This is a genomic window from Photobacterium sp. NCIMB 13483, from assembly GCF_003025475.1.
GTDB lineage: Bacteria > Pseudomonadota > Gammaproteobacteria > Enterobacterales > Vibrionaceae > Photobacterium > Photobacterium piscicola.
Window position 1 is genome coordinate 109,786 of the sequence record NZ_PYLV01000010.1, and the last position, 15,177, is coordinate 124,962.

A 15,177-nucleotide genomic window follows, 5' to 3' on the forward strand; every position below is an offset into this window, starting at 1 on the left:
CAGCCTGTTTAATTTTGTAATCTCAGCGAAATATCACGATTGTTCATGAAAGTTGCAACATAATAAATACGAATTTGACGATATAAATAACAAGACGTCTTTGCTATGACTTTTTAGGCGCGGTATCGCGTTATTAATTTGACTTGAAAAAGAGATTTTAGAATGAAAAAAATATTAATGACAGGTTTTGAGCCTTTTGGTGGTGAGTCCATTAACCCTGCATTAGAAGCGGTAAAATTATTAGATGGTGTGGTTCTCAATAACGGCATAATTGTTGCTCACCAAGTGCCCGTGACTCGCTTTAAAGCAATTGAAGTCGTGATTGAGGCAATTAAATACCATCAACCTGATTATGTTATTACTGTGGGACAAGCAAGTGGACGTGCTGCAATCACTCCTGAACGTATTGCGATTAATATGGATGATTTTCGCATCGCAGATAATGATGGGAATCAACCTATCGATCAACCAATTATTATGAACGGGCCCAATGCTTATTTTTCTACATTACCCATTAAAGCGATCACTCAAGCCCTTCAGCAACAAGGGATACCGTGTCAGGTATCAAATACAGCCGGCACTTTTGTATGTAATCATTTATTTTATGGTGTTCAGCATTATCTACGTTATACCCAGATTGGTCATGGTTTTATTCATATTCCTCTGTTGCCACAGCAAGCAACATTTGGGGATCAGCCGAGTATGTCGTTAGATCTGATCGTTGCAGGGTTAAAAATAGCCGCACAAGCGGTCATTGATAATGCTTTTGACATACCATTAAGCGGTGGCTCTATTTGTTAATGAATTAACTATAGTGGTAGATCTTCCTCAATAACATCAGGATAACGTTTCTGAATCAGTGTAACTTTATTGAGTGAATGTAAAATAGCATCAATACAAAGAGGATCAAACAGTGTTCCTGAGCCATTGATTAAATACAGTTCAACATCTTCTATTGACCATGGTTGCTTATAAGGGCGGTGGCTTAATAGAGCATCAATAACATCAGCTACTGTAACGATACGCGCTTCTAATGGTATATCGGTGCCTTTTAGTTTATCTGGATAACCATTACCATCATAACGTTCATGATGATGACGAATAATATTAAGGATGGTATTGAGTTCTTGGTTATTATCGTACTTAAAGGTGGTTAAAATATTCGATAAAAGCTGGCAGCCTAGATCTGGGTGCTGATTCATGACCGCTCTTTCTTCATCGGTGTAAATCTCTGTTGAATATAAAATATCTTCAGGGATTAAAGATTTTCCTATGTCATGCATATCCGAGAAATGATAAACAGATTCAACAAAATCACCATTACATTTTCCTCTTCTAGCTAAGTAAAGCCCAATTAAACGGCTATATTCAGCAACTCTTTTTAGATGATTCTGGGTTTCAGGATCTTTATGATGACTTAATAACAAAACAGTTTTTACAATCGAATGAAACGCTTTTTTATTATTAAAATTATCAGTAATAAGCAACGTGATCAAAATTGAAAAGGTGGTGAAATAATTAACTTTTTCACTAAAAAAATCTTTTACTTTAGCATTGATAAATAACACACCAATAAAGGTATCATTAGTATAAATTGGACATGCCATACTTGAAATACAATTACTTTGTAATAATCGTAAATGAATTTTTTTCACAGATGATTGATGAGAAAGCATATTATCAATAATACTTGGTTCTAATGATGAACGCATTTTGTTTAAACGTGGTGATCGACTTATTGATGAAATAAAAGTTGGAAAATTATCACCATAGTCAGGGCTACGATAAACAGAATAAAGATTATCGTCTTCATCTATTCGCGTAACTGCGATCCCAATAATTTCAGGATAAAGATTTTTAACAGAAGCTGTAAATAGATTTAAGCGTTCATTAAGAGTATGTGTTGAATTTAAAAATGAATACATCAATAAGTCCCATTCATAACTATATGCATATTGGTTTATATTTAATCAAATATAGTATCTTGTATAGTTATTTATTGATTTTTAATTTTAGTGTTTTTTAAACGGTTATTAACAAATAAATGAATAACCAGATTAACAAGTGAATTAATATAAATTATTGCCATTTTATTATTGTTAAACTGATCATTTTTAAGTGTATAAAAAATAAAAAGCGGATCAAAAGATCCGCTTTAATAGTTGAATTCATGTATTCATGGTTATTATTACTTTTCTATATAACTATCAATACTTGGGCAAGAACACACTAAATTGCGATCTCCAAATACGTTATCAACTCGATTAACACTTGGCCAGTATTTGGCATTTTTAGTATGCACAGATGGGAAGCAAGCAATTTCGCGGCTATAACAATGTGTCCATTCAGCGGCTCGTAAATCAACTTGGCTGTGGGGTGCATTGACTAATGGGTTATCTTCCAAAGACCATGCTCCGGTTTGTACCTGATTAATCTCTTCGCGAATGGCAATCATCGCGTCACAAAAACGATCTAACTCGGTTAAATCTTCTGATTCTGTTGGTTCAACCATTAATGTGCCAGCAACAGGGAACGACATTGTTGGCGCATGAAAGCCGTAATCCATTAAGCGTTTAGCAATGTCTTCTTCTGATATACCAGAAGCGGCTTTAATCGGACGAATATCAATAATACATTCGTGGGCGACGCGACCTTGTGTTCCTCGATATAACACTGAGTAATGTGGGCGTAAACGTTCCATCACATAGTTGGCATTTAAAATGGCTAACTCGGTTGCTTGTTTTAGTCCTGCTTCACCCATCATTGAAATATACGCGTATGAAATCGGCAGAATGGATGCTGAGCCTAGTGCTGCTGCCGATACCGCATATTGATTGTTCTGTGGCTGTTGGTTATCAATATGTCCGGGTAAGAATGGGCTAAGGTGAGATTTCACTCCGATAGGACCCACACCAGGGCCGCCTCCGCCATGTGGTATGCAGAAGGTTTTATGAAGGTTCAAGTGAGAAACATCTGAGCCAATAAATCCAGGACTGGTTAATCCCACTTGAGCGTTCATGTTAGCACCATCAAGATACACTTGGCCGCCCGCGGCATGGACACGTTCACACACTTGCTGTACGCCTTCTTCATACACACCATGGGTTGAAGGATAGGTGATCATAATGCAGGATAAATTATCACGATGCTGATCAATTTTTGTTTGTAAATCATTGAGGTCGATATTGCCTTGTTCATCACAAGCGACCACAACCACTTTCATTGACACCATTGCCGCAGAAGCAGGGTTGGTACCGTGGGCTGAGCTTGGAATTAAACACACATTACGGTGATTATCGCCATTTGCTTGGTGGTAACGCTGAATCGCAATTAGGCCTGCATATTCTCCCTGTGCGCCTGAGTTAGGTTGCAGTGATACGGCATCGTAACCTGTGATGCTACATAACATGGTTGATAGCTTTTGGGCTAATTCTTGATAACCCAATGTTTGAGAATCAGGAGCAAATGGGTGTAACTGACCAAATTCAGGCCATGTAACAGGGATCATTTCAGCGGCAGCATTAAGTTTCATGGTGCAGCTACCGAGCGGGATCATGCCGTGGGTCAATGAATAATCTTTATTTTCAAGTTGCTTCATGTATCGCATCATGTTGGTTTCACTATGATAGCGATGAAAAACAGGGTGCGTTAGGTAATTACTTTGGCGTTGGCAGCGTGTTGGAATTGCAGCAAATTCGTCATCGGCAATTAGGCTACTGTAATGATCAATCGATAAGGCTTTGCCAGTTAATAACGTGAGTAACACTTCAATGTCATCGGCTGATGTGGTTTCATCAATACTAATGCCGAGTTTATGCTCATATTTACGAAGGTTAATATCGGCATCTAATGCTTGTTGATAGAGGTTATCTGTGTTCTCAGCGGTGAGTAAAGTCAGGGTATCAAAAAAGGTGTTATTTTCAATGATAAAGCCATTATCACGTAAACCTGTGGCTAATATAGCGGTAAGGTGATGTACCCGCCGTCCTATTTTTTTAAGGCCTTCAGGTCCATGATATAACGCATAAAAAGCCGCCATGTTGGCAAGTAAGGCTTGGGCAGTACAAATATTAGAGGTCGCTTTTTCACGGCGAATATGTTGTTCACGGGTTTGCATTGCCATTCGAAGTGCACGGTTACCTTTGGCATCTTTAGATACCCCAATCACACGGCCTGGCATAGTGCGTTTGTACTGATCTTTGGTTGCCATAAAGCCAGCATGTGGTCCACCAAACCCCATTGGAACACCAAAACGTTGTGCGCTGCCAATCACCACATCGGCACCCATTTCACTGGGTGGGGTTAATAGCGTTAATGCAAGTAAATCACTGGCAACGGTAATTAAGGTTTTGTTGTTATGTGCGGTGGCAATAATATCGGTTAAATCATCAAGTTGACCGTTGGTGGCGGGGTATTGTAATAAACCACCAAAGACATTGTGATCATTTAATTGTTGAGGTTCGCCAATAATGATTTCTACCCCAATAAAGTGCGCCCGTGTTTTAACAACATCAATAGTTTGCGGATGAACATTAGCGGCAATGAAAAATTGCGTGCTTTTACTTTTACCAGCACGAAGGCACAGTGTCATTGCTTCTGCGGCGGCGGTTGCTTCATCAAGTAGTGAAGCATTCGCCAGATCCATGCCCGTCATATCCATGACTAATTGCTGAAAATTAAGCAATGACTCTAAGCGGCCTTGTGAAATTTCAGGTTGATAAGGAGTATAAGCGGTGTACCAACCTGGATTTTCTAGAATATTGCGTAAAATTACATTTGGCGTATGGGTATTATAATATCCCTGTCCAATATAGCTTTTATTAACAATGTTTTTAGCCGCAATTTGCTTGAGTGATGCAAGCATATTCGCTTCGCTTTGAGCGGGTGGTAATGTTAATGGCTGGGGTAATGCAATGGCCACTGGCAGAGTTTGCTGAATGAGCTGTTCTATACTAGATGCGCCAATTGTCGCTAACATTTGCTGTTGTTGCGATAAGTTTGGACCATTATGGCGCTGAGCAAAATGAGTATCATCACTGAGAGCATTGAGCAGTGTGGTAGAAGTCATCTTTCTTTCCTTGATGTTAGTCTTCAGCAATGGAAGCAAGGTAAGTATCGCTGTCTATTAACTCGCTAAGTTGCGAGAGATCGTCTACTTTAATTTTAGCAATCCAACCTTCACCATACGGGTCGTCATTAATCAGTTCAGGGCTATCATCAAGTGAGCTATTGGTTTCAATGATTTGACCACTCACTGGCGCATAAATATCAGATGCAGCTTTAACTGACTCGACTAATGAAAAAGTAGAACCAGCATCTGCGGCATCACCAATATCGGGTAAATCAACAAAAACGACATCGCCTAACAATTTCTGGGCATGATCTGAAATGCCCATTGTAATTGTGCCGTCACCATTATCACGTACCCATTCATGGCTAGTTGTAAATTTTAATGTCGTTTCCATGTATATACTCCTTACGTGGAATGTTTTATGAGCAAGACAGTTAATTTATCGTCTTATTGTTCGTTTAAGAATCTGCAATGTTAATTTATTGATATGAATACTACGTATTCGTTTGCGTATTGTCATGCCTATTTAACAATATTGCGGATTCGATCAAGATCTCTACCATTAGTTTTTCTGTTCTGGTGGTGTTTTTGGTAGGGTGAAATAATCATTGTTTAACTGCTGTTGCTTATTGGGAGTCAATCATTATGTCTCAACCTTTATTACGTACTCCGCTGCATGATCTACATGTCAATATGGGGGCGAAAATGGTGCCATTTGCTGGGTATGAAATGCCAGTACAATATGCATTAGGCGTTAAAAAAGAGCATTTACATTGTCGTGCAGAGGCCGGATTGTTTGATGTTTCTCATATGGGGCAGTTACGGTTACGTGGTAAAAATGCAGCTAAAATGCTCGAAATGTTAGTGCCTGTTGATATTGTCGATTTACCTGAAGGAAAGCAGCGTTATGCTTTTTTTACCAATGAAGCAGGGGGCATTGAAGATGACTTGATGGTAACGAATTTTGGCGATCATTTATTCATTGTGGTCAATGCAGCCTGCAAAACAGAAGATATCGCACACTTACAGGCACATTTATTAGCTGATGTAGAACTTGAAGTTATACACGATCGAGCACTGCTGGCATTACAAGGGCCAAAAGCGGTGGATGTTTTAGCAACATTAGCACCTCAAGTACGTGACATGGTATTTATGGATGCTGTGCGTATACCGTTATTAGGTCAAGAATGCTATATCAGCCGTTCAGGTTATACGGGTGAAGATGGTTTTGAAATTTCAGTGTCCACCTCACATGCAACCAGGTTAGCAGCCACATTACTTGAAGATAAACACGTTGAATGGATTGGACTCGGTGCTCGCGATTCACTGCGTTTAGAATGTGGATTGTGTTTATATGGTCATGATCTTGATAAAACGACCACGCCAATAGAAGCCAGTTTATTGTGGGGGATCAGCAAAGTACGCCGTACAGAAGGTGAACGCGCTGGTGGGTTTATTGGCGCTGATGTTATTCTTTCCCAAATTGAAATAAAAGCTGTAGATCGTAAGCGAATAGGGTTGATTGGCCAAACGAAAGCACCAGTACGAGAAGGAAGTCTATTATTTAATGCCGATGGTGAGCAGGTCGGGGTTGTGACCAGTGGTAGTTTTGGCCCTTCAGTATCTATTCCTGTTGCTATGGCGTATGTAACACCGCATTATAGTGCTATTGATACAGTATTATTTGCCGAAGTACGTGGAAAAAGATTGCCGATGACGGTAGCAAAAATGCCCTTTGTTGCTCAACGTTATTTTCGAGGTAAATAACGTTTATGATTAATAAGAATAAGAGTTGAGAAAACGTCTTATTGAGGCGTATTAGGTACGCCTCATTATTGAGCTAAGCAACATTTATAATATTTTTTATACTTTATAAGTATTGTTAATATCTTTATAGACAGATCTAAACATTAATTGAAAACCTTCTTTTGTCAGTTCCTTTGCTTCAATTTTTGCAGCTGTTAATCGTCGGTAACATTCTGCTAATGCCTTAATAAACACATCTTTTTCTTTTGGAGTTAGGTGCTGGATATCCATCTTTCAAATCTTCTTTTAAGGGTATTGCGCTCTATATCTGAAATAAAATTTTGATAGTTGGATATAGAATTAAGTCATAGTATTTTATTGCTTAGTAACTGTAATAATATGAACTTTACGGAGTATATGCTATTTAGATTTGTTCTGATAGAGGCTGATTTCAACAATATTAGAGAATGAATTGTTAATAATTTTAATTTATTATTTAGTTTGATAGGTGTCTTTTTAAATACAATGTCTCACTTATTGTTACAATTAATAAAAATAAGAAAGACATTGTAGTGGATTTGTTTAACGCTGTTATATTCGTCTAATCTGCTAGTTATTACTACATAAAAAAGCGTACATAAATTCAGTTATTTTAGTCATGTCATCAATAGTAATAAATTCTTCAGTTGTATGAACTTTACTCATTCCCGTCGATAGATTGACTGTTTTTAAGCCTTTGCCATTAAATACGTTAGCATCACTACCACCACCGGTTGACTTTGTGAATGGAGTTAAACCGTTTGATTTAAATGCCGCCATAATACTTTGTACGTGCGGGTCATTATCTTCAATGTGATAAGCGTTGTAAGAACGACTTGATTCAATATTGATTTGAGCACCATGCTTGGTCGCAGCGTGTTCAAATGTCTCAATCATGTGTGCTGTTTGGCGTTCAAGCTTAGTATCATTTAAAGAACGTGCTTCTGCAGCAAGGAACAGTGAAGGCATTACAATATTGGTTACTTGTCCACCTTGAACGACACCAATGTTAGCTGTTGTTTCTTCATCAATACGTGATAAGCGCATATTAGTAATAGCATCTGCAGCAACGGTAAGTGCATTAATGCCTTCTTCTGGCGTTAAACCAGCATGAGCGGGTTTACCTGTAATAGTGATTTTTAAGCTCTGCTGACCTGGAGCTGTCGTAACAATGGCACCAATAGCGCCGCCTGAATCTAAAACAATCGCTTTATTAGCCGTAATATAGCTCATATCAAATAGTTTTGAGCCTTGCAGACCACCTTCTTCATGCACAGTGAAAGCCAGTTCAATGGTTTTATGATCACGGTTATCAGCTTGAATGCAACGTACCGCTTCCATTATTGCTGCAATGCCTGACTTATCATCACCACCGAGAATGGTGTTGCCTTTTGAGCGAATAACGCCATTCTCAATAATCGGTTCAATATCATTACCTGGATTTACCGTATCCATATGACAACTAAGCGCAATAGTGTCGTTAATGCTGCCATCTAAACGCGCATAGATATTAAAGCCATTAGAGATTGCTTCTGGTACGGGAAGGCGATGAACACTGAAACCTAATTCACCTAATTGTTCTGCCAGTGTTTCGGCAATAGCTTTCTCATTACGTGATTCGCTATTGATTTTTATCAGTTCAATGAAATGGTTAATAAGGCGTTGCTGATTGATTGTAGACATAATTTAGCTTCAAGTGGACATTAGATGTTATGACTGTAAACGTAAACTGGCGACTATGGCTTGGGGCTAAATCAAATTAAGTGAGGATTTATTAATAACAATATCAAATTATGTTAGCGGTATCTTGTTTATGGGAAAGATGCGAGATGCGAGGGAGAGCGTAAAAGAGGTGGGTGGATGTGGAATGATGCAATGGATTTGTTATTAGCAATAAAAAACCACCGCTATTATTAATAACGGTGGTTTTAGCTGTTATCTATAATCAAGATAACACTTATCAGTTAAGGATTAACCCCAAACGATAAGGCTGTAGTTCTTCTTACCACGACGGATAAGTGTGTAACGACCAAACAGTTTGTCAGCATCGTTAAACTTATAGTAAGCATCACTTACTTTCTCGCCATTAACCATGATAGCGTTTGACTCGATGTGAGTTTTAGCTTGGCTACGAGATGTTGCAAGTTCAGCGTTAACAAGTACTTGTTGAAGATCATCTTCATTAGATGCTTGTGCAGTTGGCATGCCATCTTGCGCTAGTTGTGCGAAATCAGACTCTGATAAGTGCTCAAGGTCATTTTCAAATAGGCAGCGAGTGATGTTTTGTGCTGCTTCTAATTGTGCTTGACCGTGTACAAGTGCTGTTGCTTTTTCTGCAAGAATACGTTGTGCTTGAGGTGCTTTGCCGCTATTACGGTCATCTTCTTCGATCTGTTGAATTTCTTCTTCAGAAAGGAAAGTAAAGAAACGTAAGAAACGGTATACGTCAGCATCAGCAGTGTTCATCCAGAATTGGTAGAACTTGTATGGGCTAGTTTTGCTTGGGTCTAACCAAACAGCGCCGCCTTCAGTTTTACCAAACTTAGTACCATCAGATTTAGTGATTAGCGGTACGGTCATACCGAACACTTGCTGCTGGTTCATACGACGAGTTAGGTCGATACCTGCTGTGATGTTACCCCATTGGTCAGAACCACCAATTTGAAGTTCCATACCCATGTCTTTGTTCATACTTGCAAAGTCGTAAGACTGTAGCAAGCTGTAAGCGAACTCAGTAAAAGAGATACCTACTTCATCACGGTTAATACGTTGTTTAACAGATTCTTTACTGATCATTTGGTTAACAGAGAAGTGTTTACCAATATCACGTAAGAATGTTAGTACATCCATATTACCGAACCAGTCATGGTTGTTCACCATGCGAGCAGGGTTAGTTGCGTTGTCAAAATCTAGGAAAGGAGAAACTTGACGTTGGATTTTAGTCACCCAATCAGCAACAATATCTAAAGTGTTAAGTGAACGCTCAGTCGCTTTGAAGCTTGGATCACCAATCATACCGGTAGCGCCGCCAACCAAGGCTACTGGATTATGACCCGCTTCTTGGAAGCGCTTAAGGCAAAGTAGAGGTACCAGATGACCTAGGTGCAAACTATCTGCCGTTGGATCAAAGCCGCAATATAATGTAATCGGACCTTTTGCTAAACGTTCGCTTAAAGCTTCTTCATCCGTAATTTGAGCGATCAGACCGCGATCTTTAAGCTCCTGAATTAAATTCAAATGATTCATGTGTTCTCCAATAATCATTTTATTTACGTTTAATTAAAAATAGGTACGGCATTATTCAATGTCAGTATCTGGTTTATTATGACTTGTAGACCAATAAATCCTACAACAAACAACGCCATATTATTTGTTGCTACATTATATTCAATTTGATGTTGTTTACCACGAAGTTTTCTAAGGGCAAGCACAGGAAAAAGAATTGCTAGGATTGTTAAGAAAATTGCTGCGGCACCTAAAGCTGGGACAAAGCCATTAGGATACACAAGAGTGAAAACCAAGGGTGGCAAGTAGCAAAGTACAGCAGTCATTAATCTGTCTGTTGTATTATTACCACGTTTGAAGGTACTTGCCAATGAATCAAATAACCCTAATGAAACACATAGATAGGAAGTGAACATCGCGATGGACGAGAATGCACCAATTAGGTAAATAATGTTGTTATTTTGAATAAATATTTGCATTTGTTGAAGCATTACACCAACACTTGAACCGTGTTGTGCAACATATTGAAAACTATGGTTACCAAATCGAGGTAATGAACCTAGCATGCTGATTTCCCATATAATATAAACAATCAATGGGATTAAACCACCCGCAACAAAAATATTACGTAATGTTTTTGGTTTATCACGACCAATATATTTCACCATGCTGGGCACACTGCCATGAAAACCAAAAGCAGTAATAAAGACAGGAATAGCGGCAAAAGCATATTTAACTGAATCGTGGTGACTGACTAAAAAGTGACCATGAAGATAAGGAATTATCGTAATAACAAGAATAAAGAAAATAACAATATTACTGGTAAATAAGACACGATTAGCAATATCTACCGCTTTAGTACTAATAAATACAATAGTTGCAATGATTAAAGTAAATATAATTGCGATAGTATGAGAAGGTAGAGTTATATTAAAATAATCACTGAAATCATTTTTATATATAGAAGAGGCACCCGCAATATAAGCACAAGATAATGCATAAAGTAATAATAATAGCGATATGTTAATCACCCATTTGCCTGGTTTTCCAAATAAATCATAGGCAATTGCTTCAAGTCCAGTTCCTTCTGGGTAGTTAAGACAGATCTCTAATAACATTAGCCCTGTATAGGTCATGGTAGCCCATAAAAAAGCCAATAATAAAATGGTATTATAAATGCCCAACCCAGCAGAAATTAAGGGTAAAGCAAGCATTCCTGCGCCAAGCATTGTTCCGGAAATCAGCAGTGTCGCGCCAATAGATTTTACATTCATGACGTTTCTCCTGTAAATATACTGAATCGTTACCTAGGTTTTAGGTAATAATAAAATTAACCATCAATAATAAATAATCGACGGTAATTAATAGAAATATGGATTGCTTTCATTATTATAAAAACGCCAGTCATGAAGACTGGCGTTGGATTCCTTATTAAGCAGCAGTGTGTGCTAATTTCTGTTTGTTTTCTTCATCAATAATTTCACTAAGAAGGCTTGTGAATACATCGCGAAGGTTATTCCAGTAATTATTAAAACGAATTTCATCACGTAGGAAGTGAGTCATTACCGCTGAACGAAGAATATAAACAGAACCGACAGTGTTCCACTCATTTTCACTAAAGCCACGGTTTTCAGCATAGATACGTGGAGTTTGACCATATTCTTCTTCTGATAGAGAAGTAGAAGAGGTTAAGAAGTCTTTAGTGTAGGTACGACCTGTTGCGTAAGAACATAATTCGTAAATGCGTTGGTTAAGTTTATTGTGAGCTTCTAAGCTGTCATTACCAATTTCTTTGAAAGTAAAATCAACCATATGAAAGTCAGGGTGCATAAGAGGGCGAACCTCAAAGCGACGGCCATCAACAACAAAAGGTTCTGCTGTAGCAAGTTTTTTCGCAAACCAATCAGCGGTCACAATACCACGACCAATAACATGGCCGTAGCCACTGATATTTAGTGGAACAAGACGGTGTGCAGCCCAAACTGCTGCTGCCGTTGCACCTGCTTTAGAGCCTTCCATAATAGAAGATCCAAGCACGACTTGTTTATTTTCTTCATTATCATCGTCAGCTTCTTCAAAAACATAAGCTGCGTGGTAAGAGATCAAATCAACAATACGCTTATCTTTCATCGCAACAGCGCCAGCCGCATATTGAATGAAACCCACTTTATGTGGATCGACAGTGATAGAATCTGCTTCAGACATTGCCGCAAATGCATCATAAACGGCACGCTTAGGCCATACTACACCTTCTGGAATCACATCATCGTTACGATAACGTTCAATCAGTGCATCGTATTCCATGAATTGATTGTTATCATCAAGGAACATTGAGCGTACATAACCGCCGTATGCTGCATCAATATGAACGTAGAAAGAAGCACCGTATTTTTGTTCACATTCTTGACGAAGTTTCATCACTTCATGAACTGCATCAATAGAACCTTCTTCGGTTGTACCGACAACAGATACCATACCAAGAATAGGTGTACCTTCTTCCATAAGCTTAAAGGTGACTTCACGCATTTTTTCAATATCAGTACGGTAGTTACCATCAACATCTAGGGGAACAATGTGCTCTTGACCTAGGCCAAGGACATCCATTGCTTTCATCCAAGAGTAGTGTTTAGAACGAGGCACTAAGAACTTACCTAGTTTACCCGCATCAACCCCGACACCACGAGCTGTTAACGCCCTTACTTCTTCAAAAATACCGCGTTTTTTCAATTCATCAGTTAGATCAAGAATATCTTTAGACTTCATGTTAAGTAACTGATGTTCAGTCATGCCAGCGACAAGATCTTTTGATTTTTCACAAGCGGCAATAGCAAGAGGCATGGTTTTAAGGTTACGTGCAACCCAAACACCTTCATAGTTAGCCACCGTACCACCAGAAGTAATGTGTGCCCAAGATTTGTTAACATCGTAGCCAAACATGCGGCATAGGTCATGACCTGCAGCTAACTCAAGTTCTGTTGTCACAGGAGAAGCTTCGTGTGCACAGTTATTTGGGTTGTAAAGCATGGTCATCACGTATGCAAGGTTTGACACCATTAACGTATCAGCGTTCATGTGGCCAAGGTAACGAGGTGAGAACCAAGGCACTGACTGTGTTTTAAGGCGTGCTGATAAATCTTGTAGAATACCTTCTGTACGGTAAAGCGTATCGCGAAAATCTGGTTGGTGTTGAGTCACCGGTGTCATTAATGGTGCATCTTCTGGATGGAAATCTGAACGCCAGTGCATATGTTCACTGATTGCATAATCCATCATTTCTTTGAAGAATACTTGGTTTTCTGATTTTGGACCTAAAAATAGGGCATCCACGTTCATTTTGTCGCTCATAATAAAACCTATTTACTTATCAATAAACGCAACTCAAAAGACCGTTTATCAGTCGTAATGAATATCTTGTTTTAGTAGTTAATTTAATAATTTTTGGTCTGAGACCGCTAAATCGATTGTGATAAGAGGAACAGCCATTGCTGATAAATATGAATGGTGATGGCTGTTCTCTTTATTTCCTGCGATAGCGTCGATAAACGTTAAGGAGGTTTAACTTAATTAGTGTGCTTTAACAGCGGCTTTAGCTAATTCTGCTTTGTTTGAGCGTTTACCCCATGCGTATACAATAATTGGGATAATAATCATGATAACTAAGCCAAAGAACTGGAAGTTAAAGTAGTCATGTGCTGTACCGACATAACTTGATGGTGGTTGGAAACCGAAGTAACCAGCTAATAGACATGTTGCGATACCAAGACCTGAACAAATCCACATACCGATATTGCCACCAGGAACCGTAAAGCTACGTTTGATATCTGGGCGCTTGTAACGTAAGTAGATAGCAGCAGAGAACATCAATAGGTAAGCAACGATGTAAACAAGAGACGTTAGACCTAATAACATAAAGTAGAATGAATCTACGTTAGGCATTACACAGATAAGCACACCAACAATTGAGATCAGGATAGCTTGTAGGTAAATAAGGTTAACAGGTACGCCTTCTTTGTTAGTTTTTTGCAGTACTTTTGGTAGAGCGCCAGCGTTAGCTGTTGCTTGTAGACCACGAACAGGACCTAGCACCCAAGAGTTAACTTGACCCGCTAGACCGATAGCCATACAAATTGCCATAATAGGTGTTAACCAGCCTAGATCCCACATATTGAAGTACGTTTGGAAAGCTTGGATAAGACCCGCAGTCATTGAGATGTGCTTAGTTGGAATACCAATGAAGATAGCAAATGAACCAACAACAGACACGATAACAACAAACAGTGCGACTAAGAAAACTGCAATAGGGTAGTTGCGTTCAGCATTTTTAACATGAGATACGTTAGATGCTGATACTTCCATCCCCATTACTACGAATACGAAGCCAATAAACAGTGCCCAAGTACCTTTGTCTGAAAAATCAGGAATAAGGTTAGCTGTAGTTAATGAAAGGTCAGTAACAATAGGGTGACCGCCAACAAGGTAAGCAACAGCACATGCTACAAGGACGAAGAATGGTAAAAACACACCCAAGATTACACAAAGAGTGGATACCCAACCTAGTGTTTTAACACCACGCATATTACCTAGCGTACATGCCCAATAAACCACTAAGATGACGGCAAGAATGTACATCTTGTTTTGTGCTAATGCAGGATCAAAAGCATACGCAAATATTGCACCGACAATCATCAGAATTGATGTCATGCCGAAAACCATTTGAATCCATTGCATCCATACTGCAACGAAACCCATACGTTCGCCAAATGCTTCACGAACCCAAATAAAAATACCACCATCTTCAGGCCAAGCTGTTGCAAGCTCTGCCGAAACAAGTGCCGTTGGAATCATGAAACAAATTGCTGCAGCTAGCGTTAAGAATATCGTCATCATTCCGGGCTGGGCTGTCATTGGGAGTGTACGTACACTCATAACAACCGCAGCGGTAATCATAACGAAACTAAATACGCCAATTTTAGCGGGTGAAGAATTGGAGTTAGCCATTATAGACCTCAAAATCTGTCAGTTAAGCAGTAAAGACTTAAAAAACGATACTCTGTAAGCTAATAAAAATATCGATATTTAAACTGTCTGTCCGTAAA

At 38.9% G+C, this 15,177-nt stretch carries 11 protein-coding genes; 2 read left to right on the top strand and 9 right to left on the bottom strand.

Annotated elements, in window-relative coordinates:
• The first annotated feature begins 162 nt into the window (after positions 1-162).
• Complete coding sequence (gene pcp / locus C9I86_RS10275) at positions 163-801, top strand: pyroglutamyl-peptidase I (RefSeq protein ID WP_107276292.1); 639 nt, start codon at positions 163-165, stop codon at positions 799-801.
• Between the two features lie 8 nt (positions 802-809).
• Here the strand turns inward: pcp and C9I86_RS10280 are convergent, their stop codons facing one another.
• From C9I86_RS10280 to gcvH, 3 genes are all read right to left on the bottom strand, one after another.
• Positions 810-1,925 (bottom strand): HD-GYP domain-containing protein, encoded by a 1,116-nt coding sequence (locus C9I86_RS10280; protein WP_080155763.1) that lies wholly within the window; start codon positions 1,923-1,925, stop codon positions 810-812.
• A 263-nt stretch (positions 1,926-2,188) separates the two neighbouring features.
• Positions 2,189-5,068: an aminomethyl-transferring glycine dehydrogenase gene (gcvP, locus tag C9I86_RS10285; protein WP_107276293.1), complete on the bottom strand. Its 2,880-nt coding sequence runs from the start codon at positions 5,066-5,068 to the stop codon at positions 2,189-2,191.
• 16 nt (positions 5,069-5,084) lie between these two features.
• A complete protein-coding gene (gene gcvH, locus C9I86_RS10290) occupies positions 5,085-5,465 on the bottom strand; it encodes a glycine cleavage system protein GcvH (protein WP_080155765.1) in 381 nt (126 codons plus the stop codon).
• 251 nt (positions 5,466-5,716) lie between these two features.
• Between gcvH and gcvT the strand changes: the two genes are divergently transcribed.
• Entirely contained in the window at positions 5,717-6,838 is a 1,122-nt protein-coding gene (gcvT, locus tag C9I86_RS10295) for a glycine cleavage system aminomethyltransferase GcvT (protein WP_080155766.1), read from the top strand.
• A 96-nt stretch (positions 6,839-6,934) separates the two neighbouring features.
• Here gcvT and C9I86_RS20185 read toward each other — a convergent pair whose 3' ends face one another.
• The 6 genes from C9I86_RS20185 to C9I86_RS10320 form a co-directional block, all read right to left on the bottom strand.
• The gene (locus C9I86_RS20185) at positions 6,935-7,108 is read right to left on the bottom strand and encodes a hypothetical protein (RefSeq protein ID WP_162841588.1); all 174 of its coding nucleotides are present in this window, start codon (positions 7,106-7,108) and stop codon (positions 6,935-6,937) included.
• Positions 7,109-7,426: 318 nt separating this feature from the next.
• The gene (locus tag C9I86_RS10300; RefSeq protein WP_107276294.1) at positions 7,427-8,539 is read right to left on the bottom strand and encodes a M20/M25/M40 family metallo-hydrolase; all 1,113 of its coding nucleotides are present in this window, start codon (positions 8,537-8,539) and stop codon (positions 7,427-7,429) included.
• Between the two features lie 288 nt (positions 8,540-8,827).
• Positions 8,828-10,102, bottom strand: coding sequence for a tyrosine--tRNA ligase (gene tyrS, locus C9I86_RS10305; RefSeq protein ID WP_080155768.1), 1,275 nt, complete (start codon positions 10,100-10,102; stop codon positions 8,828-8,830).
• Positions 10,103-10,131: 29 nt separating this feature from the next.
• Positions 10,132-11,355, bottom strand: coding sequence for an amino acid permease (locus tag C9I86_RS10310; RefSeq protein WP_107276295.1), 1,224 nt, complete (start codon positions 11,353-11,355; stop codon positions 10,132-10,134).
• A gap of 157 nt (positions 11,356-11,512) precedes the next feature.
• Positions 11,513-13,426, bottom strand: coding sequence for a pyridoxal-dependent decarboxylase (locus tag C9I86_RS10315; RefSeq protein ID WP_107276296.1), 1,914 nt, complete (start codon positions 13,424-13,426; stop codon positions 11,513-11,515).
• 219 nt (positions 13,427-13,645) lie between these two features.
• Positions 13,646-15,079: an amino acid permease gene (locus C9I86_RS10320; RefSeq protein ID WP_080155771.1), complete on the bottom strand. Its 1,434-nt coding sequence runs from the start codon at positions 15,077-15,079 to the stop codon at positions 13,646-13,648.
• Positions 15,080-15,177 lie beyond the last annotated feature (98 nt).

Excerpts from the sequence above, each read along its gene's own strand:
- C9I86_RS10280 (WP_080155763.1), bottom strand. The coding sequence starts at position 1,925 with ATGTATTCATTTTTAAATTCAACACATACTCTTAATGAACGCTTAAAT.
- C9I86_RS20185 (WP_162841588.1), bottom strand. The coding sequence starts at position 7,108 with ATGGATATCCAGCACCTAACTCCAAAAGAAAAAGATGTGTTTATTAAG.
- pcp (WP_107276292.1), top strand. The coding sequence starts at position 163 with ATGAAAAAAATATTAATGACAGGTTTTGAGCCTTTTGGTGGTGAGTCC.
- gcvT (WP_080155766.1), top strand. The coding sequence starts at position 5,717 with ATGTCTCAACCTTTATTACGTACTCCGCTGCATGATCTACATGTCAAT.
- C9I86_RS10310 (WP_107276295.1), bottom strand. The coding sequence starts at position 11,355 with ATGAATGTAAAATCTATTGGCGCGACACTGCTGATTTCCGGAACAATG.
- C9I86_RS10320 (WP_080155771.1), bottom strand. The coding sequence starts at position 15,079 with ATGGCTAACTCCAATTCTTCACCCGCTAAAATTGGCGTATTTAGTTTC.
- gcvH (WP_080155765.1), bottom strand. The coding sequence starts at position 5,465 with ATGGAAACGACATTAAAATTTACAACTAGCCATGAATGGGTACGTGAT.
- gcvP (WP_107276293.1), bottom strand. The coding sequence starts at position 5,068 with ATGACTTCTACCACACTGCTCAATGCTCTCAGTGATGATACTCATTTT.
- C9I86_RS10315 (WP_107276296.1), bottom strand. The coding sequence starts at position 13,426 with ATGAGCGACAAAATGAACGTGGATGCCCTATTTTTAGGTCCAAAATCA.
- C9I86_RS10300 (WP_107276294.1), bottom strand. The coding sequence starts at position 8,539 with ATGTCTACAATCAATCAGCAACGCCTTATTAACCATTTCATTGAACTG.
- tyrS (WP_080155768.1), bottom strand. The coding sequence starts at position 10,102 with ATGAATCATTTGAATTTAATTCAGGAGCTTAAAGATCGCGGTCTGATC.